This window comes from Nonomuraea sp. NPDC049141 (assembly GCF_040648415.1).
Lineage (GTDB): Bacteria > Actinomycetota > Actinomycetes > Streptosporangiales > Streptosporangiaceae > Nonomuraea.
On record NZ_JBEZDR010000032.1, the window covers coordinates 146,134 to 169,798 of the forward strand.

Genomic DNA, 23,665 nt, shown 5'->3' on the forward strand with positions numbered 1-23,665 from the left:
TTCATCTCTCCCTCTGCCCCGAACCTAACGCACTGTGCCCGCTCGCTTAGGGACGTGTCCATCGACGGATTCTTAAGTGCCCCCACAGCTTCCCTTCACGCCACTCGTACGGCGTGCCCGATATAGCACTTTTGGCGCTGGTTATTTGCATAAACGAGCGCTAGCCTCGCTTGGGTGGAAGACCTGCGCATCGGAATCATCGGCCTCGGCCTCCGCGCCAACCTGGCACGCTACGCGCACCGACCTGGTCAGGGCTCGGTCGTGGCCGCGCTCTGCGACTCCGACCCGGCGGTGCTCAAGAGCCAGGCGAAGAGGTTCGACGCGGAGTTCCTGACCGAGGACTACCACCGGCTGCTCGACCGCCCGGACCTCGACGCGGTCATCGTCCTGACGCCCGACGACACGCACGAGCGCGTCGCGATCGACTGCCTGGAAGCCGGCAAGGCCGTCTACCTGGAGAAGCCGCTGGCCATCACCGTGGAGGGCTGCGACAACATCCTGCGCGCCGCGCGGCGGACCGGGAGCCGGCTGTACGTGGGGCACAACATGCGGCACATGGGCGTGGTCCGGCTGATGCGCGACATCATCCAGCGGGGCGTCATCGGCGAGCCGAAGACGATCTGGGTGCGCCACTTCGTGTCCTACGGCGGCGACTACTACTTCAAGGACTGGCACGCCGACCGCACCCGGACCACGGGCCTGCTCCTGCAGAAGGCCGCGCACGACCTCGACGTGATCCACTGGCTCGCCGGCGGCTACACGACCAGGGTGAACGCCCTCGGCGACCTCATGCTCTACGGCGACCTGCCGCGCCGCGAGCCGGACACGCCCAGGCCGGAGGGCTGGCTGCGCGAGTACGACTGGCCGCCGGCCAGCCGCGGCGACCTCAACCACGTCGTCGACGTCGAGGACGTGTCGGTGATGAACATGCGCCTCGACAACGGCGTCATCGCCGCCTACCAGCAGTGCCACTTCACCCCCGACTACGTGCGCAACTACACGGTGATCGGCACCGAGGGCCGGCTGGAGAACTTCGGCGACGGCCCCGGCGACACGGTCAAGGTCTGGAACACCGGCCCGTCGGGCTACCGGAGCGACGGCGACATCGCGTACCGGGTGCCCGACGCCACCGGCTCGCACGGCGGTGCCGACACGGAGATCATGCGGGAGTTCTGCGGTTTCGTCCGGGACGGCGGGGTCACCGACACCTCCCCGGTGGCCGCCCGGATGAGCGTCGCCGCCGGTTACATGGCCACGATGTCCCTGCGCGACGGCGGCATGCCGTACGACGTGCCGCTGATCGACCCGGAGCTGGCGGCGTACTTCGACCGTGGACAGCTGGAACCCTGACGTGTGTGCGGACAGTTCCTTTACGTGGATATGTCGACACGTGCCCGGATACGCGCCGGGGACAAGGCGGCCTTCGCGCAGCTCTTCGACGACTACGCGAAGGCCGTGTACAACCATGCCTTCCGCCTGACCGCGAACTGGTCCGCGGCCGAGGACGTGATGGCGCTGACCTTCCTGGAGGCCTGGCGATTACGCGGCAGGATCGACGCCGAGGGCGGTTCGCTGCGGCCGTGGCTGCTCGTCATCGCCACCAACGTGGCCCGCAACGCCCGCCGGGCCGCCCGCCGGCACGACGACGCCCTGGCCAGGATGCCCAGGGGCGAGGCCGTGCCGGACTTCGCCGACGAAGTCGTGGGCCGGATCGACGACGCGGAACGGCTGGCCGCCGTCCGCGCGGCCTACGGCTCGCTGCGCCGCCAGGAGCAGGACGTGTTCGCGCTCTGCGTCTGGTCCGGGCTCGGTTACGCGGAGGCGGCCGAGGCGCTCGGCGTCCCCGTGGGCACGGTACGGTCCCGGTTGTCGCGAGCGCGCCAGAAACTCGGCCAACTGGCGGAACCGCCGCCCGCGCCCCGACAGGTAGTAGGTGACAAAGGCCCCGCAAAGGAGGAGATCCGATGAGCTGGCCAAACGACCGCGATCTTCCCGAGGGCCGTCACCGACTGCTCAAGGAGTTCGTGATGACCGAGATCGACAAGCCGAAGCGACGCCTGCTGCGACCCATCGTCCTGGCGCCCGCGCTGGGGCTGGCCGCCGCGGCGGCGGTGGCGATCCCGCTGCTGTTCGGCGGCACCCCCGCGTATGCCATCGCCGACAACCCCGACGGAACCATCAACATCCAGATCAACGAGGTGAAGGACGCCGACAAGCTCCAGGCGGACCTGCGGGACAGGGGGGTCAACGTGGTGGTGAACTACATCCCCACGGGCAAGAAGTGCAGCCCGCAGCCCCGTGCCGACTTCATTCCAAGGGAGGAGGACCGGCTTGACGTCTGGCCGCCGAAGGTGGAGGAGGGCTTCACCATCGACCCGAGCGCCATCAAGGAGGGACAGACCGGAGTGCTGGAGTTCAGCGTCAGTGACCCCCCGGCCAAGATCCAGGTGGCGGGCATCTGGGCGCGGGTCGCCAATGGTCCGGTCGCCGACTGCACGCTGGTCGACACCACGGAAGCGCCGCTGTCGCACTGAGCGCACGGGGGCTCCGGCCGTACGCGGTCATTCAGGGTAGCTGGTGCTGAGGGTCAGCTCCTTCCACCCGTCGAAGTCGCGTCGGAGCTTGTCGAGTTTGGCGTTCGCGACGTTCAGGGCGTCACCCCCCAGAAGCAGGCGCAGCGGCGGGTTCTCCGACCGCACCACGGTGAGAATGGCCTCGGCGGCGCGCACCGGGTCGCCGGGCTGGCTCCCGTACGTGCCCAGGGTGGTCTCCCGGCGCTTGCCGGCCGTCTGGGAGTAGTCGTCGATGTGGGTCCCCGACTGCTTCATCGAGGGCCCCGACCAGTTCGTACGGAAACCGCCGGGTTCGACGATGGTCACCCTGATCCCGAGCGGCGCCACTTCCGCCGCGAGCGACTCCGACAGCCCTTCGACCGCGAACTTCGTGGCGTGGTAGTAACCGGTGGCCCCGAAAGCGGCAAGACCGCCGACCGAGGACACGTTGAGGATGTGGCCGTGCCGCCTGGCCCGCATGCCGGGCAGCACCGCCTTGGTGACGGACACGAGCCCGAAGACGTTGGCTTCGAACAGCTCACGGACCTGCGCGTCCTCGCCCTCCTCGATCGCCGCGAGGTAGCCGTACCCCGCGTTGTTGACCAGCACGTCGATACCGCCGAAGACCTCCTCGGCGCGTTCGACGGACGCGGTCACCTGCGCGGGGTCGGTGACGTCCAGCGGCAGGGCCAGGGCCCGATCACCGTGGTCGGCCACGATGTCGGCGACCCGGTCCGGGTCCCGGGCGGTCACCACGGCCTGCTCGCCGCCGTTGAGGACGAGCGTGGCCAGTTCCCGGCCGAAGCCGGTGGAGCATCCGGTGATGAACCAGACAGACATGACTACCTTTCCTGTTCGGTCATGGCGACGTCGCGCATCACGGGTGGCGCGGTGATGCTGCCCAGCAGGGACAGCGCCTGCTCGGAGGCACTCCCTGGCTCGGCCTGATAGACGACGAGCTGCTGGCCGGGGGCGCTGTTGACGGTCAGGGCCTCGTAGCTGAGGTCCAGCTCGCCGACCACCGGATGGCGCAACCGCTTGAACTCCGCCGTCTTGCCGCGTACGTCGTGACGTGCCCACAGGCGGGCGAACTCGACGCTCTTGAGCGACAGCTCACCGACCAGGTCGGTCAGACGGGGATCGTCCAGATCCGCGCCGGCGGTCGCACGCAGGGACGCGACGCAGTCCTGGGTGACCTTCTGCCAGTCGCGATAGAAGTCGCGGGCCTGCGGATCGAGAAACACCGACCGGACCAGGCTGCGGTCGCTCAGCCAGCCGAACAGCGCCGCGCCGAGCGCGTTGCAGGCCAGCACGTCCATGTAGCGGCCGAGCACCAGCGCCGGGGTGTCCGGCCAGCGCTCCATCAGCCGGACCAGCCCCGGGCCGACCCGCTCGGGCCGCCTCGCCCGCCGCCTGCGCCGCGGCTGCGGGCGGGCCAGCTCGTGCAGGTGCGCGACGGCGTCCTCCTCCAGCGTCAGCGCGTTCGCCAGCGCCTCGAGCACCTGTGCCGACGGATGCTTGTCCCGGCCCTGTTCCAGGCGGATGTAGTAGTCGGTGCTGACCCCGGCGAGCATCGCGACCTCTTCCCGCCGCATTCCGGGAGTGCGGCGGCGGCCCGCCGCGGGCATCCCATGGGCTTCGGGTCTGGCCAGCTCCCGCCGCGCTCGCAGGAACTCGCCCAGCCGGTTGTCGCTGTCCATGCCTTCGAGGTTATGCACGACCAGGCCGAACAGGGTGGACCTGTCACTCCCAGGGTGCAGGTTGGGGCTCCTGGCTTGGAAGTGCCGTTCTAAGTGTGTAACACTGTTGCACAGTTAGAACATGGTTGGTCGAGGAAGACATCAACACAACGAGATCAACGCGGTGCTCAAGGCAATCCGCAAGATCAATAGCGCTCTCACCGTTGAGGAGGACCACAACGGGCATCGCTGGGGCTGGATCACCTGCCGGTGCGGGGACAAGCCGTTCACGGTCAACTGCACGCCCCGCAACCCCGGCATCCATGCCAAACAGATCCGCCAATGGGCCACTCGGCACTTCGAGTGCAAGAGCGACGATCAAGAGGGGACGTCATGACTAGCTGGGACTTCCAGGTCATGCTCAACCGTGAGCCGGACGCTGCCGAGTTCGACCGGCTCCACGAGGCGGGCATGGATGACTGCGCGCTGGTCGGCGGGGCGCAGCCGTACTTCATGTGCGATCGTGAGTCGGACAGCCTGCTGGAGGCCATCATGTCCGTGCTCATCCAGATCAGCACGGTTGACAAGCTCTGGGCCGTGGGCGTCGGGCACGACGACGCGGTGACGCTCGGCGATGCGGCAAGGCGCCACGGTGGCCGCACACAGGCCAGCTTCCGCCAACTGGCGAGTGGACAGCGCGGGCCCGGCGGGTTCCCCGCTCCGCTGATCGAGGCCGACAACGTCAGCGTCTACTCGTGGGCGGAGATCTCCGAGTGGCTCCGCACCGAGGTGGGCGACGACGTCCCTCAAGCAAACCGGGACGTCACCCTGGCCGACGCGGCGGTCAAGCTGGCCTGCCGGGCCAATGTCGTGCACCGTGCGCCTCAGGTGCGGGATCTCTTCGAAGCGGCCTGCCGCCCCACCCTCGTCGGAGCCAAGGTCAAAGCCAAGCCCAAGGTCAAGTTCAAGACCAAGATCAAGACCAAAGTCGCCCAAGAAAAGTCGGCGTCGGCGAAGGTGCCCGCCGGGTGATCGCGGCGGGCACCCGCCCGATCAGCGCTCCTGATGCTCCTTCTCCAGGTCGGAGAAGGCAGCCGACGGGTCCTCCACACCCTGGGTGAGCTGGCGAGGCCCGTTGGGGCTGTCGTGGTCCTGGGCGTCGGCCACGGCCTCCGCCGCCGCCTCCGAGGCCCTGGCGACCTCCTCGTCCGCCGCCGAGCTCTCCGGCATGTCGTCCCGCGTCGCCGCCGACCTGGGCAGTGCTTCGGTGAACGCCTTCGACACGCCCTGCAGCGCCGAGGTCACCTCGCTGGGGATCACCCAGAACGTGTTGCCGGGGCCCTGGGCGAGCTGCGGCAGCATCTGCAGATACTGGTAGGCGAGCAGCTGGGGGTCGGGGTCGTTGCGGTGGACCGCCTGGAAGACCTGGTCGATGGCCCGCGACTGGCCTTCCGCCTCCAGGATGGCCGCGGTGCGCTGGCCTTCGGCGCGCAGGATGCGGCTCTGCTTGTCGCCTTCGGCGGTGAGGATCTGCGACTGGCGCTGGCCTTCGGCGTTGAGGATCGCCGCCCGCTTGTCACGCTCGGCCCGCATCTGCTTCTCCATCGCGTCCTTGATGGTCTTCGGCGGGTCGATCGCCTTGACCTCCACGCGGTTGACGCGGATGCCCCACTTGCCGGTGGCCTCGTCGAGCACGCCGCGCAGCTGGCTGTTGATGGTGTCGCGGGAGGTGAGCGTCTTCTCCAGGTCCATGGAGCCGATGACGTTACGCATGGTGGTGACGGTGAGCTGCTCTATCGCCTGGATGTAGTTGGCGATCTCGTAGGCCGCCGCCCGGGGATCGGTGACCTGGAAGTAGAGGACGTTGTCGATCTCGACGACCAGGTTGTCCTCGGTGATGACCGGCTGCGGGCGGAAGGTCACGACCTGCTCGCGCAGGTCGATCATCGGGTAGACGCGGTCGACGTACGGGATGACGAAGTTGAGTCCGGGCTTCAGCGTACGGTTGTAGCGGCCGAGGCGTTCAACGTTGCGGGCGCGTGCCTGGGGCACGATCCGCACGGCCTTGAGCACCGTGAACACCGCGAACAGGATGACGAACAATCCGACCAGCAACAGCGGGTCCATGGTCACTCCCGGGGATATACGAGGGCTGTGGCGCCCTCGATCTCTATGACGTCGACGGTCGCGCCCGTGGGGATCACCAGGGTCTCGTCATAGGCGCGCGCGGACCACTCCTCGCCGCCGATGCGTACCCTGCCCTCGCGTCCGGTGACCTCCGACACGACGTACGCCTGCCTGCCGACCAGCGCCTCCACGCCGAAGCGCTGCAGTTGCGGCTGCTGGAGGTGGCGCATGGCGACCGGCCGGATCACGATCAGACCGGCTGTGGAAGACAGGGCGAAGACCAGCAGCTGCAGGGGGACGGGCAGACCGATGGCGGCGGTCGCCGCGGTGAGGAGGGCGGCCGCGCCGAGCAGGCCGAGCGCTGCGGTGACGGTGAAGATCTCCGCCACGCCGAGGACGACTGCCAGGATTATCCAGATGATCCATTCATCCATGTTCCGGCCCTCCTGATGGCATAACGGGCCTGGGTACTCGGCTGGTTCCCCCCTTCTACCGTAATGCCGGAATCATTGCTGTGGCAGGGGCGTGGGGCGGTACAAGGCGCTGCCCTGCCGCCACTTCTCCCACGGCAGTTGCCAGAACCCCCAGCCGTTGTCCCACCGGAGTGGGCGGGCGGTGCCGGTGATCGTCACCGGGTCGCCGCGCAGCGAGGTGGCGAAGAACCAGGCCGCCTGGTCGGGGCGGGCGTTGACGCAGCCGTGGCTGACGTTCGCGTGGCCCTGGGCCCATACGTTGTTCTTGGCGTGGACGTATTCGCCGCTGTTGGAGATGCGCACGGCATGGTCGATCAGCACGTCGTAGAAGCCGGGCTCGCCTTTGACGCGGCCCGGCGAGATCATGCGGACCGGGTTGCCCTTGTCCATGGTCAGGTGGATGCCGCTGGTCGTGGTGTATTCGGGGGTGGTGGCCATGCCCGCGCTGATGGCCATGCGCTGCGCGATCCGGTCGCCGCGCCTGACGACCATCTGGTGGGTCCGGGTGTCGACCGAGCTGGACTGCTCGCGGCCCACGGTGAAGGCGAACGTGCGGTCGGTCACGCCGTAGACACCCGGCGCCATGCGTACCCCGGTCAGGTGGGCCGTGACCGTGATCTGCTGATCCGGCGTCCAGAAGTCGCGGGTGCGATAGATCGCCCGGGTGTCGCCGACCCAGCGCCACGCGCCCTCGGTGGCGGGTTTGACCTCCAGCGCCCGCTCCACGGCCGCCTTGTCGCTTATCGGGGTGTCGAAGTCGAGAATGATCGGCATGCCGACGCCGACGGTCTCGCCCGGCAGCGGGGTGACGGAGGCGACCTGAAACGTGTGGTCGGTGGCGCGGGTGCGGAAGCGGCCCATGGCCACCGTCGACGGGGCGCCTGGGCGCGCCGCGGTGGCGGTCACCGTGTATTCGGACCCGGGGGCCAGCGTCCAGGAGGAGCGCCAGGTCGTACCGGACGCGTCGAGTGTGCCCGGCACCGGTGCGCCCGCCACGAAGGCGAGCACCTGGCGGAGCTTGCCGCCCTGCGCCTTGACGACCAGGCCATGATCCGTACGGGCGTGCGGCGCGTCGAAGGCCGGGGAGACCTGGACGACGGGTGGCGCGGGCGCCGGCCGCTCGGCGGTTACCGAGCCGCAGCCCGCGGTGAGGAGTAGGGCCACGAGAAAGGTGGCCGCGGCGCGCCGCATCTCAATCCTGCTTTCCGGGAAGGGGATACCCAGGTTAGCGAAGAGTCACGGAATGAGCACGTCGAGTCACCTATCGGATGGTTCCGGATACCTCCCCCAATGTGCGGCCGCCGGCCGTGGCGCTGATCGTCACAGTGTCGCCGTCCTCAAGGAATGTCCTGGTCTCTCCACCGGCGAGCTTTATCGGATCGGTGCCGTTCCAGGTCAGCTCGATGAGCGAGCCCCGCTCCTCGCGCTGCGCGCCGGAGATCGTGCCGCTGGCGAACAGGTCGCCGGTCCGCAGGGAAGCGCCGTTGACCGTCATGTGGGCGAGCATCTGGTCCGGCGTCCAGTACATGCCGGAGTACGGCGGCCGGGACACGACCTCGCCGTTGAGCGACACCTCGACGGAGACGTCCAGCCCCCAGTCGCCCTGCCTGCGCAGGTAGCCGAGCGGCTCGGGCTCCTGCGCGCGGCCCGGTATCCGGGGCAGCGCCTCCAGCGGCGTGATCCACGGCGAGATCGAGGTGGCGAACGACTTGCCCAGGAACGGCCCGAGCGGCACGTACTCCCACGCCTGGATGTCGCGCGCGCTCCAGTCGTTGACCAGCGTCACCCCGAACACGTGGTCCTCGAAGGCCCCGGCGGGCGCGCCGAGCTCGGACGGCACGCCGATCACGAAGCCCAGCTCGGCTTCGAGGTCGAGCTTGGCGGACGGCCCGAACCGCCCGGCCCCGAGCTGGCCGTGCGGCCGGGTGATCGGGGTCCCGGACACCACGACCGTGCCCGCCCGGCCGTGGTAGCCGACTGGCAGGTGCCGCCAGTTGGGCAGCAGCCCCTCGGTGCCGGGCCGGAACATCCGGCCGACGTTGGTGGCGTGCTCCAGCGAGCAGTAGAAGTCGACGTAGTCGGCCACCTCGAACGGCATGTGCAGCCGCACCTGCTCCAGCGGGACCAGGTGCGGCTCGGTGATCGCGAGGTCGGAGGTGAGCTTGTTGACGATCAGTGTCCTGGTGTCGTGCCAGGCGGTGCGCCCCCTGGCCATGAAGGGGTTGAGGGTGGGCGCGGCGAACACCTCGTCGTGCAGCGCGGCGGCCAGGTCGAGGACCCGGTCGCCGTAGCGCACGCCCACCCGTGGCGCCTCGCCGCGCCGGGAGAACACCCCGTAGGGCAGGTTGTCGACACCCCAGGTCACGTGTCCTCCTCGATCAGTCCCAGCGCTCGCAGGTCGTCCAGTGGGGCCCCGGTGTTGCACGAGCCGTAGCTCACCAGCAGCGCCCTGGCCCGTTTCGCCGTCTCCTCGGACACGGCGCGGGCCAGTTGTACGAGGTGGCTCACATCCGTGGTGCGCAGCACGGGCACGGGGTCGCGCTGCTCCACCGCCTCACAGACGGCGAGCAGCAGGTTGAGGAAGCCGTGCCGGTCGACGCCGAGCGTGGGGTCGAAATGGCGTACGGCGTGGTGCAGACCGGCGGTGGCCTTGAACGGTATGTCGTGCTCCGCGCAGAACCGGATGAACCCCGCGAGATGCTCGGCCGATGGGAAGTCTTCGGCGGTCAGGCCGCCGCAGCGCACCTTGAGCGCGGCGCCCTGGGGCACGTCGGCGACGTACTTCCCGGCGGGCACCTCGACGAACAGCCGCACGTCCGGCGGGAGACCGCCTTCGGGCAGCAGGGCGAGGGCGTCCACGCGTATTTCGACCGAGTCCACGGGCAGATCGTCGAACGGCGGGATCTCCGGCGTGTCGACGATCAGCCCGATCCGGCGCGGTAGGACGTCCTCGCGGCGCAGTCCGTCGAGGCGGCTGGTGGGGCAGAGGAAGCGGTGGGTCAGCACCTGGAAGCCCCGCTCCTGGTCGCGTTGGTGGCGGGCCAGCGCTTCTGACATGTGCAGGGAGGCCGGCGGGAACAGGCCGGCGTCGTCGACCAGCGCGATATAGAGCATCATCGGGCCCAAGTCCATGCGTAGCCGGGGTCCTCGCAGGTCAGAGCGGCCTGGCCGAGGTCGAGCGGGCGGAAGGTGTCGATCATCACGGCCATCTCGCTGGTGGTCGTGATGCCGCGGCCGACCGCGTCGATGACCGCCTCCACCGCCCCGGGCTGCGGACCGTGCGTGAAGCCGGCCGGATGCAGCGAGATCGAGCCGACGTCGATGCCGGAGCCCTTGCGGGCCGAGTAGTCGCCGCCCACGTAGAACATGAACTCGTCGGAGTCGACGTTGTGGTGGTTGTAGGGGATCGGCACGGACTCGGGGTGGAAGTCCAGCGGACGCGGGCAGAACGAGCAGACCACGAACCCCGGCCCCTCGAACGTCTGGTGGACCGGCGGCGGCGCGTGCGTCTTCTTCACGATCGGCTCGAAGTCATTGATGTTGAACGCGAACGGGTACAGGTAGCCGTCCCAACCGACCACGTCGAACGGGTGGTTGCGGTAGACCAGCCTGGTCAGCCCGCCCCGGGTGCGGACCAGCACCGGGACCTCCTCGCCCTCGACGACGAGCGGCTCGGCCGGACCACGCAGGTCGCGCTCGCAGTAGGGGGCTTGCTCCAGGAGCTGCCCGTACTGGGACAGATAGCGCTTGGGCGGCCTGATGTGCCCGGACGCCTCGATGGCCAGCACGTTGACCCGTCCGTCGGGCACCCACCGGTGGATCGTGCCGGTCGGGATGACGATGTAGTCGCCCGCGCCGGCCTCGATGACGCCGTACGTCGACTCGAAGCGGGCCCGGCCCGCCTGAACGTACACGCACTCGTCGCCCATGGAGTTGCGGTAGAGCTCGCTGGGCCGGTCGCTGGTGGCGTACGACAACCGGACGTCGGCGTTGCCGGCCAGCTGCATCCGCCCCGCCACCAGGTCGCCCGCGCTGCCGAGGTCCTGGGTGCGGAAGTGGCGCGGCGACAGCGGCAGGTTCGGCTCCAGGCGGACGTCCACCGGCGGCGTGACGGCCTCGGCCTTGACGATCGCGGTCGGCAGGTACCGGTGGTAGAGCAGCGAGGAGTCGGACGAGAAGCCTTCCTCGCCCATCAGCTCCTCGGCGTAGAGGCCGCCGTCGGGCCGCCTGAACTGGGTGTGCCGCTTGCGGGGCACCTCGCCCACGACGCGGTAGTAAGGCATCGTCGCCTCCCGAGCGTCCGCTTATCGGACATCTGCGTCCTCTATCTGCAACCACCGTCCGCCATCGGACGGGCGATGTCAACCCAGCGCGCCGGCCAGCTCGGCGGCGGCCTCGACCACGCGCCGCCCGGCCGACTCGTCGAGCGGCCCGAACGTCACCACGCCGACCGACGCCTCCAGCCACGGCAGCCCGGTCACGGGCGCGGCGATGCCCCGCGCGCCCTCCTGCAACTGCCCCTCCGTCACCAGATAGTCGTCCCGGCCTTCGCGCAGCGCCAGGATCGCCTGCCCGGCGGCCCCCCGCAGCAGGGAGTGACGTGACCCTTCCCGGTAGGCCACGTGCATGTTCGTCCACGACGGTTCGACCACCGCCACGGCCAGCCCGTCGTCGCCCTCCGCCACGGTCAGGTGCGCGGTGGCGCCCACGTCCTCGGCGAGCCGCCGCAGCGTCGGCAGCGCCGCCGCCCGAAGCAGCGGTTGTACGGCCTGAGCCAGCACGAGCACCCCGAACCCGAGATGCACCCGCCCCTCGGCGTCCCGGCGCACGAACCCCTCGCTCAGCAGCGTGGTCACCAGCCGGTACACCACCGGCCGCGACAGCGACAGCTCGGCGCTCAGCTCGGTGGGCGTCCGTCCGCCCTTGCCGTCGGCGAGCAGCCTCAGCAGGCGGAGCCCGCGCTCCAGGGTCTGGGCGGATTCAGCGGCCATGAGCCGATTATCTACGCGTGAGCCAGGAGTAACGCTGCGCGGTGCCGGGGTACGTATCGGGGAGACAGACCGGGGGGCGAAATGCGGCTGACGTGGGGATTGGTTGTTGCCGGGTTGGGTTTGTGCGCGGTGGTTCCCGCCCTGCCGGTCACGCGTACCGTGGCCGTGTCGAGCGACCTGCCCGTCCTGCACATGGATCCCCCGACCAAGCGGCTCGTCGAGACCGTCTTCTACGTCACGCAGGGCATCGAGGTGGATGATCACCTGATGCCGTTCGAGGACGACGTCACGATCCACCCCGCCGCCCTCGCACCGGGCGTGACCTTGGACGCCGCGGGCCGACTGCACGGCGTGCCCCAGCGTCCCGGCACCTTCGCCGCCCCCGTCCGGCTCTGCCGTGGCCAGGACTGCGTCGATCAGCAGATCACGATCGTCGTGCTGCGGAACCTGCCCTGGCAGCCGAGCGCGCTGGCCTTCCCCGGCAAGGTGGGCAACCGTTACGACGAGCAGATCACGATCGAGGGCGGGCCCACGGGTGTGCCACCCACGTTCTCCGTGACCGACCACGGCAAGCTGCCGAAAGGCGTCACGATCGGGCCCGACGGCCACATCGGCGGCATCCCGGAGTCCGCCGGGGTGTCCGAGGTGCCGGTCCGCGTCTGCGTGGCGGGCAACTGCGCGGGCGTGGTGGTGACCCTGATCGTCGTCTGACGGTAGGGCCAGCCTGACCGGCCATTCGGGGGACGGCGTGCCTGATCCGGCGGGGTCGCGCGGCGCACACTTGCCAGGAAGCGATCACCCTGGAGGCCCGTCATGACCATTCTCACGTCCCGTTCAGCGCCGAACCCCACCGAGCCCCCTCCCGCCGTGCAGGCCGCCGCCACGCTGTGGCTGGTCGCGGTCGCGGCAGGGGCGTTCGAGACCGTACTGGTCGTCGGCGACCTGCTGTCCTCGGGGACGGCCTCGGCCGGCGAGTTGCTGTCCGGCGTCGGGATCCGGCTCGTCGTCTTCGTCACGGCCGTCTTCCTGGCGCTGCGACTCAGGCGGGGCGGCAACTGGGCCCGCTGGACGCTGGCGGTGACGCTGGGCGTGTTCGGCACGCTCTCGCTCGTCATGGGACCCGTCCAATGGCTGATGGACGGCCACTCCGTCGCCGAGGCATTCGCCGGGGCCGACGCGATGGGCCTGATGTTCGCCGGCAGCCGGGTGCTGCACGTGCTGGCCGTGCTCGGCGCCGTGGCGCTGATGTTCCAGCCGAGGTCCAACGCGTACTTCCGCTCGGCCCGGCACGACCTCGCCCAGGACGGCTCAGCCCGGCACGCTCTCCGCGACCGGAACGGGCGCGCGTAGGTCGCGCACCCCGGGAGACAGCAGCGCGGCGAGCGTGGACAGCACGACGAGGGCGGCGCAGCCCAGCAGCGCCGCTCGCGTGCCGACCAGGTTCGCCACCGGCCCGGCCAGCATGAGGCCGATCGGGCCGAACATCATCGAGCCCAGCGCGTCGTACGAGCTGACCCGCGACAGCGACTCCGGCGGGATCTCGCGTTGCATGGTCGTCTGCCACAGCACCCCGAACACGTCGAAGCAGACGCCCAGCACGAACGCGCCCGCCACGATCGCCCACAGCGGCGCGCCGGTGCCCAGCAGCACGTACGGCAGAGCGGTCGGCAGGCAGAGCAGCGTCCCGACCAGGATGGGCCGGCCGGGCCGGACGCGCAGCGAGACGATCACCCCCACGATCGTGCCCACCGCCTCACCGGCCAGGAACGCCGACCAGGCCGCGGGCCCGCCCAGACTCTCCTTGGCCAGCAGCGGCCCGAGCACGCCGTGACCCGCCTGGAGCGCCATCACGAGCACGGAGAACTGCGCGACCACCACCCAGATCCACTGCCGGGACCTGAACTCGTGCCACCCGTCACGCAGGTCGGCCAGCACCGAATGCCCGGCCGCCGCGTCCCGCTCGCCGGGCGTGAGCCGCAGCGCCGCGATCAGCACCCCGGCCACCGTGAACATCAGCCCGCTCACGGCCAGCGCCCACCCGCCGCCGAACAGCACGACCGTGCCACCGCCCAGCACCGCGCCGGCCACCCGCGAGCTGTTGGCGCCCAGGCCGAGCAGCGCGTTGCCGGCCTGCAGCCGGTCGGCGGGCACGACCTCGGGGATGATGCCGGTGAGTGCGGGGAACATCATCGCCATCGCCACCCCGCTGCAGGCGGCGGCAGTGGCCAGCGCGGGCAGCGGGGTCCAGCCCGACAGCATCATCGCGGCCAGGGCGAAGAAGGCCAGCGCGCTCATGAACTCGCTGACCGTCATCACCCTGTACCTGGGGAACCGGTCGGCGATCACCCCGCCGACCAGCATGAACACCACCATCGGCAGCGCCTCGGCGGTGAGCACCACCGAGAGGGTGGTGGCGTCCGCGCCGGGCAGGGCGAGGACGCCGAAGGCGAGTGCCACGGGCGCGAAGGCGCTGCCCAGCACCGACATGGTCCTGGCGGTCAACAGCAGTGTGAACCGCCGATCTCGGAGCAGACCGAGATCGTGAAGATAGCCGTGCACGTGGTGGCCCCCTAATCGCCCAAACGCTCACTATTGTGCGGGTTCCTGGCATCCGCTGTCGTCTGGATTTCTGCTGCTTGTTACGCGGCTGATAAGACCGGAAGCGGAATGTGACGGCGTTTGGCAAGAATCGCGATGCTTTCTGGCGTAATTTTCTAGGTTCCTGCAGTCGGCGAGGGGACCCGGGCATGCCCGAGGCACTGATCGAGCGCGTCTGCCCGCGGGCGTACCTGGAGGGCGCCCTTGTTTGAGTCGGCGGGGCGCCTGATCTACGGCGGCAGGTGGACGCTGCTGGTGCTGAGCCTGGTGGCGGCCATCCTGGTCGCGCCCTTCGGGCTGCAGCTGTTCGGCCGGATGGCCGACGGCGGCTTCGCGGACCCGGCCGCCGACTCGACCACCGCCGCCCGCTGGAACGACGCCTGGTACGGCGGCAACAGCCCCGACGTCGTCGTCCTCTACCGCCACCCGCAGGTCAAGGTGCGCGACGCGCGCTTCAAGAAGGCCGTACACGACTCGCTGCGCGCCCTGCCCGCCCAGTACGTCCGCAAGCTGGCCACGTACTGGACCACCGGCTCCAAACAGCTGATGTCCACCGACGAACACGCCACCTATGCCCTGATCACCCTGAAAGGCGCCAAGCAGCAGGCGTACGCCGCCATCAAGGACCGGCTGCCCGTCGCGAACCTTCAGGTCCAGGTCGGCGGCTCGGTGCCGCTGCTGAAGGAGCTCAACGACCAGACGGCCGCCGACCTGGCGCGCGCCGAGGCGATCTCGATGCCGGTGCTGCTGGTCATGCTCGTGGTGGTGTTCGGCAGCCTGGTGGCCGCCGGGCTGCCGCTGCTCGTCGGGCTGCTCGCCGTGATCGGCGCGCTCGTGCTGCTCAGGCTGCTGACCGAGGTGACGGAGGTCTCGGTCTTCTCGCTGAACGTCGTCACCATGCTCGGGCTCGGGCTGGCCATCGACTATTCGCTCTTCGTGCTGAACGCCTTCCGCGAGCAGATCAGGTCCGGCCTCCCGACCCGTGAGGCCGTGGTGCGCACCATGGCGACGGCCGGCCGTACCGTCGCCTTCTCCGGTTTGACCGTGGCGACCTCGCTGCTGGGACTGCTGCTGTTCCCGCAGATGTTCCTGCGCTCGATCGGGCTGGGCGCGGCTGCCGTGGTGCTGGTGGCCATGGTGTCGGCGCTGGTCGTCCTTCCTGCCGCGCTCGCTGTCCTGGGTCCCCGCGTGGACGCCATCCGCGTCACGCCCCACTTCGGCGCGGTCCGCGCGGGCGCCGGGGTCTGGCACGCGATCGCCTCCAGCGTGATGAGACGGCCCGTGCTCTACCTGGTCGCGGTCACGTCCGTACTCCTCGCGCTGGCCGGGCCGTTCGCCCACGTACGGTTCGGCAACGTCGACCACCGGGTCCTGCCCGCCGCCTCCGAGAACCGTCGCGTCGCCGAGACCGTCGACCGCGACTTCGCCAAGAACTCGATGGCCATGATCGACGTCCACGTTCTCATCGAACGCTCCTTCACCACCCGTCCCGCCGCCCCCGGCCCCCTCGGCCAGGGCTACGCCCCGATCAGCGCCGTCACCCCGATCGACCCCACCGACGCCAAGCCCCTCGCCGACCGCCTGCGCGACCTGCCCGGGGTCACGGGCGTCGACCTCGCCGGCCTCTCCCAGCCCAACGGCGCGATCCGCCTGGCGGTCCGCTACTCCTACGACCCCATGTCGGACGCGGCCCAGCACCTGGTGACGCTGATCAGATCGATGACCCCGGAGCCGAACGTCCGCCAGGTCGTCGTAGGCGGCCCGACGGCCGCCCAGATGGACCTCCTGTCCAGCCTGCTCGGCCGGCTGCCGTGGATGGCGCTGGTGGTCGGCGGAGTCACGTTCCTGCTGCTGTTCGCCGCCTTCGGCTCCGTCGTCCTGCCCGTCAAGGCCCTGCTCATGAACGTCCTGTCGATCGGGGCCTCGTTCGGGGTGATCGTCTGGGCCTTCCAGGACGGCCACCTGGCACCGTGGCTGCGTTTCACGTCCACGGGGACCATCGAGGCCACGGTGACGGTGCTGATCCTGGCGCTGGTGTTCGGGCTGTCGATGAACTATGAGCTGTTCCTGCTGTCGAGGGTGCGGGCGGAGTGGCTGCGGACCGGCGACAACACGGCGGCGGTGGCGACCGGCCTGCAGCGGACCGGGGGTGTCATCACCAGCGCCGCGCTGCTGTCGCTGGTGGTGATCGGGGCCTTCTCGACGGCCGGGATGACGATCGTGAAGCTGCTCGGGGTGGGGATGTTCGTGGCGATCGTGGTGGATGCCACGCTCGTGCGGGCCCTGCTGGTGCCGGCGACGATGCGGTTGCTGGGTGGGGCGAACTGGTGGCTGCCGGGGGTGTTGCGGGGGATTCATCGGCGGATCGAGTTCCGTGAATCTCCGCCGCCGGAGGGGCGCCCGCTTCCTGAACGCCCGCTTCCTGAACGCCCGCTTCCTGGGCGGGAGGTCTCCAGGGATGCGGTCTCCAGGGATGCGGTCTCCAGGGGTATCGCTTCCGGGGATGGGGCTTCCCCACTGGCGCTGTCACCGGGCGCCGCGTCGGTGAGTGCGGGCGGCGGCGGGGCTCGGCGCCCCGAGACGGCGCTCAGCCCGCGTCCTGGGAGGGCGATCAAGCCCAACCCGGACGGCCCCGGCTGGCACTGGGCGGAGGACGACCCCGGCGTGCCAGCGGTGACCGTCAACGGCCGCCCGGCCATCTTCGGCGTGGACACCGACCCGATCCCGGTATCCGCCGAACACGACCCTGCTCCCCCCGCTCCCGCCTTGGAGGCGACCGTTCCCGCGCCTGGTCGTCCCGCCCCCGCGCCTGCGCCCGCTCCCGCCCCCGCGCCTGCGTCGGGTCGTCTCGCCTCCCCGCCTGCGTCCGGCAGCGACCCCGCCAAACCGCTCCGTGCCTCGCCCCCCGTCAGAAAGCGGCCCTACAGCAGCGCCAAGTCCGCAGTCCCCAAGCGGCCACCGGCCGCCGACGAGCCGGACGCTTCCGGCTCCGGAACGCTGCGGCCCACCTGGGAGAAGGTCACCGCCGGTCGTACCAGGGTCGTCAGGGCGAACCCCGACGGGCCCGGCTGGACCTGGGCGGAGGTGGACACGTAACCCTGGCTTTGGCCCCCGCCCAGCCCGCCACCCGCCCCCTCCTGGCCGTCATCGCGCTGGCCGCCGTCCCGATACCGGAAACGCACTCCGAACTGCGGCGCAGGGCGGACGTGCCCGGATTGCCGGCGTCGGTGGTGTCTCTGGCTTTCGGGACGTTCGCGCTGAGGCGAGTACGGCTGGGCGTCGCCGCCCATCCGTGCTCGCGGTGGCCGGATGCGTGGGCGGGGGAATGCTGTTCCTACAGGGGGTGCTCGGGTTCACGTCTTGGTCGAGCGGCAGGACGGTCGCCTGCGGGTTGGTGCTGGTGGCGGGTGGGATCTTCTCCGTAAGTCGTGAGATTTCCGGCCTGTTGGGGATTGCGGCTATTGGGGTGATCGTGCACGAGGTCGGGAGCTTTTCTCAGGGGTATGCGCTCGTACTACTGAGCGCATTGATCGCCTCGCTGGCACTGCCGTGAGGGTCGCGGTGCTGGCAATGGGGTCGCGGGGGGACATCCAGCCGTGCGTGGCGCTGGCTCAGGAGTTCGGCGGGCGCGGGCACGAGGTCACGCTCGTGGCGCCGGAACGCTACGAACGCCTGGCGGCAGAGCGCTATGAGCGTCCCGGAGTGCGGTTCGCGGCGCTGGGGGTGGATCCGGTGGCGATCGTGGAGAGCGAGGAAGGACAGGCGTGGTTGCGTAGCGGGCCGCTGGGGTTCGTGCGGGGCCTCCGAGTCGTCGTCGAGCCCCTCGCCGCGACGCTCCTCGCCGAGGTGGACGCCGCCTGCGCGAACGCCGAACTGGTCCTCGCGCCCGCCCTCGGCGCCTTCGGCCGGCACCTGCACGAGAGGTACGGCATGCCGTACGGGATCCTGCAGTTCCAGCCCAGCGAGCCGACCGGCGAGTTCCCGAACCCGCTGATCCCGCGCCGGACCCTGGGCCGGATCGGCAACCGGGCCAGCTATGCCATGGTCGAACGGCTCGGCTGGCTGATGCTGGCCCCCATGGTGAACCGGCTGCGCGGGCAGGTGCTCGGGCTGCGGCCGTTGCGGGGTAGCCCGTTCGCGGCCGACCGGCGGGATCGGGTGCCGGTGCTGTGCGGGGTCAGCCCGCTGGTGGTGCCCAGGCCGTATGACTGGGCCGGCTACGTGCACCTCACCGGCTACTGGCGCCTCCCATCCGACCCGGACGGCTCGCTCCCCTCCGACCTCGCCGACTTCCTGGACGATGGGCCGCCCCCCGTGTACGTCGGGTTCGGGAGCATGGTGCCGGACGAGCCGGAGGCGGTCGCCGAGCAGGTGGTCGCGGCATTACGGCTGGCCGGGATGCGGGCGGTGGTTCAGGGGCTGCCCGTGGCGGCGTCGGCGGACGTCTGCCCGGCGGGTGAGGTGGCGCATGAGGTGCTGTTCCCGAGGATGGCCGCCGTCGTGCATCACGGTGGGGCGGGGACCACGGCGGCGGGGTTGGCGGCCGGGGTGCCCAATGTCGTCTGCCCTTTCTTCTCCGACCAGCCGTTCTGGGGACGCAGGGTGGCGGCGTTGGGGGCGGGGCCGCCACCGTTGCCGATCAGGGCGCTGAGCGGGCGATCTCTGGCCGAGCGACTGCGAGCCGTATCGGAATATCGCGAAAAAGCCGCGCAACTCGGGAAACTACTAAAGGTTGAACGCGGGGTGAAGAACGCCGTAGATCTGATTGAAGGTAGCTGATCATCCATATATTGTGCGATGTGTCCACGATCACCCCTGGAAGTAAGGCGCCATGCGACTGAGGAAGATTTTCGTCATCGGATTGGCACTCTCACTGTTAGGCATAGGTGTTCCAGCCTGGTCGGAGGACGATCCGCGTAGCTGTAACGACCTGATGTCCGGTGACACGCCGGCGTACGTCGTCTGCCGCTGGATGGCCACGCCGGAAGAGGCGCTCGACATCGCCAACTTCTGGCTCTCGAACGACGCCGAGCATCTGCAGGAAGCCGGCCCGCTGAACCCGATCACCGTCGACTGCACCGAAGCCGGCAACGAGTGCGCCAACGACTCCGAGGGCGACGGCCAGTTGCACGACGTCGACTCGCCCGACGTCGAGGGCGCCGAGGACGGCGGCTCGCCCGAGTGCCAGTCCAGCGAGGACTGCTTCGTCAACCCCGAGGGCCTGTCGGCGACCGAGATCCAGGCCGCCGAGAAGACCGCCGGTGGCCAGGCCGTCAAGGCCGCCGCCGCGGCCGGGATGCGCGTCTGGATCGACGCCGAGCTGGCCGACGACTGGAAGTCGGGCAAGCTCGCCGAGGCGGCCAAGAAGGTCGCCGCGGTCGCGGCGCAGCAGGGGGCCGTGGGGATCAGGTTCAGCTCGCAGCTCGGGTTCAACAAGACATTCGAGACGGCTGACGAGATGGACAAGTTCGTCACGGAGGCCACGACCACGCTCCACAACCTCGCGCCGGGCAAGAAGCTGGCCGTGCACACGGTGGTGCCGCTGCTCGGCTGTGGCGCCAACGACGCGTGCAAGACCGAGATGACCAAGAAGTACCCGCTGCTCGACCCCGAGCGGATAGGCGCCTGGCTCACCAAGGGCCTGGTCGACCAGCTCGCCCTGGACAGCGGACACCTGGCGACGGAGTACGCCACCTGGAAGATCGACGCCACCGAGGCCCAGCGCAACCAGTGGATCCAGGTCAGGGCGCGCGCGTGGGACGCCTACGGTCAGATCGCCGCGGAAGACGCGGGCTTCGCCACCGTGGGCTCGCCGCAGCTCACCACCGAGCAGGCGGCCAAGTCGATCACCGACCGCATCGCCACCCCGCTCCAGGCCGACGCCGCCGAGACGGTCAACCTCTGGTCCCGCTGGCAGAACGACCAGGGGCAGGTCAGCAGGCTGTACGGGGAGAAGTGGGCGGAGAACGCCACTTGGGAGCAGCTCAAGAAGCTGACCTCGATCCGTCCCCGGCTGGCCACGATCTACGACCCGTCGGCGCCGGAAGTCGACACGGCCACGGACCTCAAGAAGCTGTCCGAGGTGTTCGGCCAGGTCTACCTGCACACCGCCTGACATACGACATGAGAAAGGCGCGTCTTCGGCTTCGGCCGGAGGCGCGCTTCTGTCGTTGTTTCCGGTAGCACGAACTGGCCAGACGGCTTGGGCCCGGGGAGCGCGAGCGGCCGGACGGCCATCTCGCCGGAAGTGCGGGGACTTGTCCCTGCTATCACCGCCTGAGCTCCAACGGCGCTGAGCGCCTGAAGGCGATGACCATGCTTTCATGGGCCGGGCCCGATAACACGCGTCAAGACAGACTGACAGCGCCCTCTGGCGAACGCTGCCGGCGGGTTTCTGTATTGCCAGGCTGGTCTTAGAGCTTGATCAGCTTGGCGTACGGGGTCGTGATCCGTTCCTGGCGTGAACCGAAGTCGATGAGCACGGCTTCATCCTCGACGCCGATGACCCGACCGAGACCGTACCGGTCGTGGGACACCTGGTCGTCCAAGGTGAAGACCTCGACCGGCGGGGCCGGGGGCGGGGGTTTGAAGGGGCTGGTGGGCAGGTGGCGCCGGGTCGCGGCGCTGGGCGGCTTCATCTACTCCAGTATGCGCCACCCTGAGATCTTAGAACGCCACATTCGCCGCAGTGGTTAGGTTTTCGGGCGCGAAAACCGGGGAAAACCGGCGGTTTGTCTGATTTGAGGGCGTCCGGAAAGCCGTCGTACCTCGTGCTGTCAGGGTCGGACGCCGAGCGGCCGGGTCGCGGGCTCGTGCAGGCTCACAACGGGCGAGCGGCCAGGGCGGCCGCCCGGCGGGCGCGCAGCACGATCTCCAGTTCGAAGCGGATGTCCGGATCGGCGAGCTGGTCCCCGTAGAGCTCCTCCAACTGCCGCAGCCGATACCGAACCGTCTGCGGATGCACATGCAGCCGAGCCGCCACCTCCCCCGCCCCCCGGCCGTACCGCAGCCAGGCCAGCAGCGTCTCCGCCAGCCGGTCCTGCTGCGTGGGCCGCAGGTGGGCCAGGGGCGCCAGTCGTACCTCCGCCAGCGCGTCGACCAGCTCCTCGTCCTTGAAGACGACCAGCGTCGCCATATGGTCCGTGCAGCGCAGCAGGCCGCGCGGCAGCACGCCGCGCCCGGACAGCTCCAGCGCCTCGGCCGCCCACCGCAGCGACGACGCGGCGGCGGGCAGGGGTACGGCGGGTCCGATCGCGCCCAGGTAGCCGCGGAGCGCGGTCTCCAGCATCCGGGCCTGACCGGGGCCGTTCGGGTCGGGTACGAGCAGGCAGGGCGTGGTTCGGTCAAGGCCGGTCAGCACGTCGGGCGGCACCGCGGGGGAGCGGCAGGTGCCGTGCTGGTCGTCGAGCGCGACGCAGGCCACGGTCTTCGGCAGCCGCCACCCGGCGGCCTTGGCCAGGTCGGAGATGGCCTCCGAACCGGCGGGCGGCCGGCTCAGCAGCAGGTCGAGCAGCCGGTTGCGCCGCCGCTCGATCTCGCCCGCCGCGTGTGCCCGAGCTTCGTCGAAGCCCTCGGCCGCGGCGTCGGCGAGCTGGTCGAGGTAGATGAAGATGGCCTCGCCCAGGTCGTACAGGGACTGCGGGGAGAGCCCGAGCGGGTCGGCGATCTCGGTCAGCCGCCGCCAGCCGACCCGGGCGCCCAGCCGCATCGCGGCCTGCAGCGGCTCCAGGTTGCGGCCCTCCGCCGCCTCGCCCTTGCCGATCATGCGGAACGGCTCGGGGTCCCAGGGGGCGGCGGGGTCCTGGATGTGGTCGAGGAAGCCGTCGATGGCCTGCTCGACGGTCGTCCTGACGACCTTGATGTAGACCTCGTCGGATGGCCGGGCGTACTCGGGGATGCGGGCCTGGATCTCCCCGATCACCTCGGCGGAGATCCGGCCGATTCCGGCCCTGAGCGTCTTCACGATGTCCGCGGAGATCCGGGTGTCGCTGGTGTCACTCTTGCTGGCCATCGTCCCTCCTGTCGCCCATTGTTACCCGCGCGGCAGAGGTTTGTGTAGCAAGTGCTTGTTTTACTTCTGCAGGAAGGCGCCGAACTCTTCCACGTCGATCAGGCCGTCCCCGTCCTTGTCGAGCCGCTGCACCCCGGCCTGCGCGGCCTCCAGCGTGATCGGCTGACCCAGCACCTCCATCAGCCCCACCAGCTCTTCAGCGGAGATCCGGCCGTCCTTGTCAACATCGATCAGGTCAAAGGTGATCGTGTAATCGGTGCTCATGGGTCGCCCTTTCGCGAGATCCGTGTCGGTCAGACCTTAGTGGCGCTTTCTCGGAGTGCGTCGATGAATGCCCTGACTTCTGGCCTTTTATCACCGGAGCGCCAGGCGATGGCCAGTTCGCCCGGCGGGAGGCCGGTCACCGGGCGGTAGACCAGGCCGGGCCGTTTGTAGAGCGCGGCGTTGCCCTCGGCCACGAGGACGACGCCCAGACCACTGGTCACGGCCTCGAACACCTCTTCAGGCGTGTTGGCCGTGACCCCGATGACCGGCTCGTCGTCCCGGAAGTCGCGGGCGAGCCAGTAGTCGCGCAGCGGCCCCGCCGAGACGGGCAGCGCGATGAACGGCTCGTCGCGCAGGGCCTCGAACGGGATCTCCGCCAGTTTGGCGAGGGGGTGATCGTCCGGCATGGCGACGCCTCTGCCCTCAGTGGCGAGAACATGCGTGTTCAGTCCCTCGGGTACGGGCAGCCAGATGAAGGCCACGTCGGAGCCGCCGTCGGCCAGGCCGCCGCTGGGATCGTCCCAGCCGACCAGCCGCAGCGACACCTCCCAGCCGGGCATCGCCGCGCGGAACCGGCGCAGCGCCTCCTGCTGGATCCCCCGCCCGACCGCCGTCTGCATGCCGATGACCAGGGTGCCCGTGGGCGCGGCGGCCCGCGCGGTCTCCAGCCCGGCGTTCCACCGGTCGAGCAGTTCGCGCGCGGTCGGCAGCAGCGCCTCGCCATGCCTGGTGAGGACCACGCCGGAGGACACGCGCTCGAAGAGACTGAAGCCGAGCTGCCGTTCCAGCGCCCTGAGCTGCTTGGACAGTGCGGGCTGGGAGACGAACAGCCGCTCGGCCGCCCTGGTCACGTTCAGCTCCTCGGCCGTGGCGACGAAATAACGCAGGTCCCGCAGGTGCACGTCCATAACCATCGGTTATAGCAGAAGGTCTTGGACGCGCCGCCCGTACCGCCAGCAGGATGAACCGC

The 23,665-nt window shown here is 69.9% G+C and carries 25 protein-coding genes; 11 read left to right on the plus strand and 14 right to left on the minus strand.

What is annotated here, in order from left to right:
* Positions 1-174 precede the first annotated feature (174 nt).
* The 3 genes from AB0B91_RS57905 to AB0B91_RS57915 are packed head-to-tail and all read left to right on the plus strand — an operon-like array spanning position 175 to position 2,534.
* Positions 175-1,350, plus strand: coding sequence for a Gfo/Idh/MocA family oxidoreductase (locus tag AB0B91_RS57905; protein WP_358340546.1), 1,176 nt, complete (start codon positions 175-177; stop codon positions 1,348-1,350).
* A 30-nt stretch (positions 1,351-1,380) separates the two neighbouring features.
* Positions 1,381-1,968 (plus strand): RNA polymerase sigma factor, encoded by a 588-nt coding sequence (locus AB0B91_RS57910; protein WP_358340548.1) that lies wholly within the window; start codon positions 1,381-1,383, stop codon positions 1,966-1,968.
* On the plus strand, positions 1,965-2,534 hold the full coding sequence (locus AB0B91_RS57915) for a hypothetical protein (RefSeq protein ID WP_358340550.1): 570 nt from the start codon (positions 1,965-1,967) through the stop codon (positions 2,532-2,534). The genes AB0B91_RS57910 and AB0B91_RS57915 overlap by 4 nt, the downstream gene beginning before the upstream one ends.
* 27 nt (positions 2,535-2,561) lie before the next feature.
* On the opposite strand, the gene AB0B91_RS57920 is transcribed toward AB0B91_RS57915, so the two are convergent.
* Positions 2,562-3,392 (minus strand): oxidoreductase, encoded by an 831-nt coding sequence (locus tag AB0B91_RS57920; protein ID WP_358340552.1) that lies wholly within the window; start codon positions 3,390-3,392, stop codon positions 2,562-2,564.
* Positions 3,393-3,394: 2 nt separating this feature from the next.
* Positions 3,395-4,252, minus strand: coding sequence for a helix-turn-helix transcriptional regulator (locus AB0B91_RS57925; RefSeq protein ID WP_358340554.1), 858 nt, complete (start codon positions 4,250-4,252; stop codon positions 3,395-3,397).
* A 121-nt stretch (positions 4,253-4,373) separates the two neighbouring features.
* On the opposite strand from AB0B91_RS57925, the gene AB0B91_RS57930 reads away from it, so the two are divergent.
* Together AB0B91_RS57930 and AB0B91_RS57935 are read left to right on the plus strand one after the other, a co-directional pair.
* Positions 4,374-4,628 (plus strand): hypothetical protein, encoded by a 255-nt coding sequence (locus AB0B91_RS57930; protein WP_358340556.1) that lies wholly within the window; start codon positions 4,374-4,376, stop codon positions 4,626-4,628.
* A complete protein-coding gene (locus AB0B91_RS57935) occupies positions 4,625-5,263 on the plus strand; it encodes a hypothetical protein (protein WP_358340558.1) in 639 nt (212 codons plus the stop codon). The genes AB0B91_RS57930 and AB0B91_RS57935 overlap by 4 nt, the downstream gene beginning before the upstream one ends.
* Positions 5,264-5,284: 21 nt before the next feature.
* Here AB0B91_RS57935 and AB0B91_RS57940 read toward each other — a convergent pair whose 3' ends face one another.
* From AB0B91_RS57940 to AB0B91_RS57970, 7 genes are all read right to left on the minus strand, one after another.
* Positions 5,285-6,358: an SPFH domain-containing protein gene (locus tag AB0B91_RS57940; RefSeq protein ID WP_358340560.1), complete on the minus strand. Its 1,074-nt coding sequence runs from the start codon at positions 6,356-6,358 to the stop codon at positions 5,285-5,287.
* Between the two features lie 2 nt (positions 6,359-6,360).
* On the minus strand, positions 6,361-6,792 hold the full coding sequence (locus tag AB0B91_RS57945) for an NfeD family protein (RefSeq protein ID WP_358340562.1): 432 nt from the start codon (positions 6,790-6,792) through the stop codon (positions 6,361-6,363).
* A 72-nt stretch (positions 6,793-6,864) separates the two neighbouring features.
* Positions 6,865-8,022 (minus strand): Ig-like domain-containing protein, encoded by a 1,158-nt coding sequence (locus tag AB0B91_RS57950; protein WP_358340564.1) that lies wholly within the window; start codon positions 8,020-8,022, stop codon positions 6,865-6,867.
* A 70-nt stretch (positions 8,023-8,092) separates the two neighbouring features.
* Positions 8,093-9,196, minus strand: coding sequence for a fumarylacetoacetase (gene fahA / locus AB0B91_RS57955; RefSeq protein WP_358340566.1), 1,104 nt, complete (start codon positions 9,194-9,196; stop codon positions 8,093-8,095).
* Entirely contained in the window at positions 9,193-9,963 is a 771-nt protein-coding gene (locus tag AB0B91_RS57960; RefSeq protein ID WP_358340568.1) for a hypothetical protein, read from the minus strand. Before AB0B91_RS57960 ends, fahA begins: the two co-directional genes overlap by 4 nt.
* A complete protein-coding gene (locus AB0B91_RS57965) occupies positions 9,945-11,114 on the minus strand; it encodes a homogentisate 1,2-dioxygenase domain-containing protein (protein ID WP_358340570.1) in 1,170 nt (389 codons plus the stop codon). Before AB0B91_RS57965 ends, AB0B91_RS57960 begins: the two co-directional genes overlap by 19 nt.
* Before the next feature lie 78 nt (positions 11,115-11,192).
* Entirely contained in the window at positions 11,193-11,822 is a 630-nt protein-coding gene (locus AB0B91_RS57970) for a helix-turn-helix domain-containing protein (protein ID WP_358340572.1), read from the minus strand.
* Positions 11,823-11,951: 129 nt separating this feature from the next.
* Here AB0B91_RS57970 and AB0B91_RS57975 point away from each other — a divergent pair, with 129 nt between their 5' ends.
* Positions 11,952-12,533, plus strand: a complete 582-nt coding sequence (locus AB0B91_RS57975; protein WP_358340574.1) for a hypothetical protein — start codon at positions 11,952-11,954, stop codon at positions 12,531-12,533.
* Positions 12,534-12,635: 102 nt separating this feature from the next.
* The gene (locus AB0B91_RS57980; RefSeq protein WP_358340575.1) at positions 12,636-13,172 is read left to right on the plus strand and encodes a hypothetical protein; all 537 of its coding nucleotides are present in this window, start codon (positions 12,636-12,638) and stop codon (positions 13,170-13,172) included.
* Here AB0B91_RS57980 and AB0B91_RS57985 read toward each other — a convergent pair.
* Complete coding sequence (locus AB0B91_RS57985) at positions 13,131-14,381, minus strand: MFS transporter (protein ID WP_358340577.1); 1,251 nt, start codon at positions 14,379-14,381, stop codon at positions 13,131-13,133. The two genes, AB0B91_RS57980 and AB0B91_RS57985, sit on opposite strands and share 42 nt — an antisense overlap.
* A gap of 243 nt (positions 14,382-14,624) precedes the next feature.
* On the opposite strand from AB0B91_RS57985, the gene AB0B91_RS57990 reads away from it, so the two are divergent.
* The 4 genes from AB0B91_RS57990 (at position 14,625) to AB0B91_RS58005 (ending at position 20,535) form a co-directional block, all read left to right on the plus strand.
* Positions 14,625-17,516 carry an MMPL family transporter gene (locus AB0B91_RS57990; RefSeq protein ID WP_358340579.1) on the plus strand — a complete coding sequence of 964 codons (2,892 nt, stop codon included), beginning with the start codon at positions 14,625-14,627 and terminating at the stop codon, positions 17,514-17,516.
* A gap of 229 nt (positions 17,517-17,745) precedes the next feature.
* Positions 17,746-17,973: a hypothetical protein gene (locus AB0B91_RS57995; protein WP_358340580.1), complete on the plus strand. Its 228-nt coding sequence runs from the start codon at positions 17,746-17,748 to the stop codon at positions 17,971-17,973.
* A complete protein-coding gene (locus AB0B91_RS58000; RefSeq protein ID WP_358340582.1) occupies positions 17,970-19,199 on the plus strand; it encodes a glycosyltransferase in 1,230 nt (409 codons plus the stop codon). The genes AB0B91_RS57995 and AB0B91_RS58000 overlap by 4 nt, the downstream gene beginning before the upstream one ends.
* Before the next feature lie 154 nt (positions 19,200-19,353).
* A complete protein-coding gene (locus AB0B91_RS58005) occupies positions 19,354-20,535 on the plus strand; it encodes a hypothetical protein (protein WP_358340583.1) in 1,182 nt (393 codons plus the stop codon).
* A gap of 298 nt (positions 20,536-20,833) precedes the next feature.
* On the opposite strand, the gene AB0B91_RS58010 is transcribed toward AB0B91_RS58005, so the two are convergent.
* The 4 genes from AB0B91_RS58010 to AB0B91_RS58025 form a co-directional block, all read right to left on the minus strand.
* A complete protein-coding gene (locus tag AB0B91_RS58010; RefSeq protein WP_219527799.1) occupies positions 20,834-21,058 on the minus strand; it encodes a hypothetical protein in 225 nt (74 codons plus the stop codon).
* Positions 21,059-21,240: 182 nt separating this feature from the next.
* The gene (locus tag AB0B91_RS58015) at positions 21,241-22,431 is read right to left on the minus strand and encodes a helix-turn-helix domain-containing protein (RefSeq protein ID WP_358340585.1); all 1,191 of its coding nucleotides are present in this window, start codon (positions 22,429-22,431) and stop codon (positions 21,241-21,243) included.
* 60 nt (positions 22,432-22,491) lie between these two features.
* The gene (locus AB0B91_RS58020; protein WP_358340587.1) at positions 22,492-22,695 is read right to left on the minus strand and encodes an EF-hand domain-containing protein; all 204 of its coding nucleotides are present in this window, start codon (positions 22,693-22,695) and stop codon (positions 22,492-22,494) included.
* Between the two features lie 29 nt (positions 22,696-22,724).
* A complete protein-coding gene (locus AB0B91_RS58025; RefSeq protein ID WP_358340589.1) occupies positions 22,725-23,609 on the minus strand; it encodes a LysR family transcriptional regulator in 885 nt (294 codons plus the stop codon).
* Positions 23,610-23,665 lie beyond the last annotated feature (56 nt).

Coding starts and splice junctions, on each gene's coding strand:
- AB0B91_RS57920 (WP_358340552.1), bottom strand. CDS start 3,392: ATGTCTGTCTGGTTCATCACCGGATGCTCCACCGGCTTCGGCCGGGAA.
- AB0B91_RS57910 (WP_358340548.1), top strand. CDS start 1,381: ATGTCGACACGTGCCCGGATACGCGCCGGGGACAAGGCGGCCTTCGCG.
- AB0B91_RS57960 (WP_358340568.1), bottom strand. CDS start 9,963: ATGGACTTGGGCCCGATGATGCTCTATATCGCGCTGGTCGACGACGCC.
- AB0B91_RS58025 (WP_358340589.1), bottom strand. CDS start 23,609: ATGGTTATGGACGTGCACCTGCGGGACCTGCGTTATTTCGTCGCCACG.
- AB0B91_RS58005 (WP_358340583.1), top strand. CDS start 19,354: ATGTCCGGTGACACGCCGGCGTACGTCGTCTGCCGCTGGATGGCCACG.
- AB0B91_RS57995 (WP_358340580.1), top strand. CDS start 17,746: ATGCTGTTCCTACAGGGGGTGCTCGGGTTCACGTCTTGGTCGAGCGGC.
- AB0B91_RS57980 (WP_358340575.1), top strand. CDS start 12,636: ATGACCATTCTCACGTCCCGTTCAGCGCCGAACCCCACCGAGCCCCCT.
- AB0B91_RS57935 (WP_358340558.1), top strand. CDS start 4,625: ATGACTAGCTGGGACTTCCAGGTCATGCTCAACCGTGAGCCGGACGCT.
- AB0B91_RS57940 (WP_358340560.1), bottom strand. CDS start 6,358: ATGGACCCGCTGTTGCTGGTCGGATTGTTCGTCATCCTGTTCGCGGTG.
- AB0B91_RS57970 (WP_358340572.1), bottom strand. CDS start 11,822: ATGGCCGCTGAATCCGCCCAGACCCTGGAGCGCGGGCTCCGCCTGCTG.
- AB0B91_RS57950 (WP_358340564.1), bottom strand. CDS start 8,022: ATGCGGCGCGCCGCGGCCACCTTTCTCGTGGCCCTACTCCTCACCGCG.
- AB0B91_RS57915 (WP_358340550.1), top strand. CDS start 1,965: ATGAGCTGGCCAAACGACCGCGATCTTCCCGAGGGCCGTCACCGACTG.
- AB0B91_RS57945 (WP_358340562.1), bottom strand. CDS start 6,792: ATGGATGAATGGATCATCTGGATAATCCTGGCAGTCGTCCTCGGCGTG.
- AB0B91_RS57930 (WP_358340556.1), top strand. CDS start 4,374: ATGGTTGGTCGAGGAAGACATCAACACAACGAGATCAACGCGGTGCTC.
- AB0B91_RS58010 (WP_219527799.1), bottom strand. CDS start 21,058: ATGAAGCCGCCCAGCGCCGCGACCCGGCGCCACCTGCCCACCAGCCCC.
- AB0B91_RS58015 (WP_358340585.1), bottom strand. CDS start 22,431: ATGGCCAGCAAGAGTGACACCAGCGACACCCGGATCTCCGCGGACATC.
- AB0B91_RS58020 (WP_358340587.1), bottom strand. CDS start 22,695: ATGAGCACCGATTACACGATCACCTTTGACCTGATCGATGTTGACAAG.
- AB0B91_RS57965 (WP_358340570.1), bottom strand. CDS start 11,114: ATGCCTTACTACCGCGTCGTGGGCGAGGTGCCCCGCAAGCGGCACACC.
- AB0B91_RS57925 (WP_358340554.1), bottom strand. CDS start 4,252: ATGGACAGCGACAACCGGCTGGGCGAGTTCCTGCGAGCGCGGCGGGAG.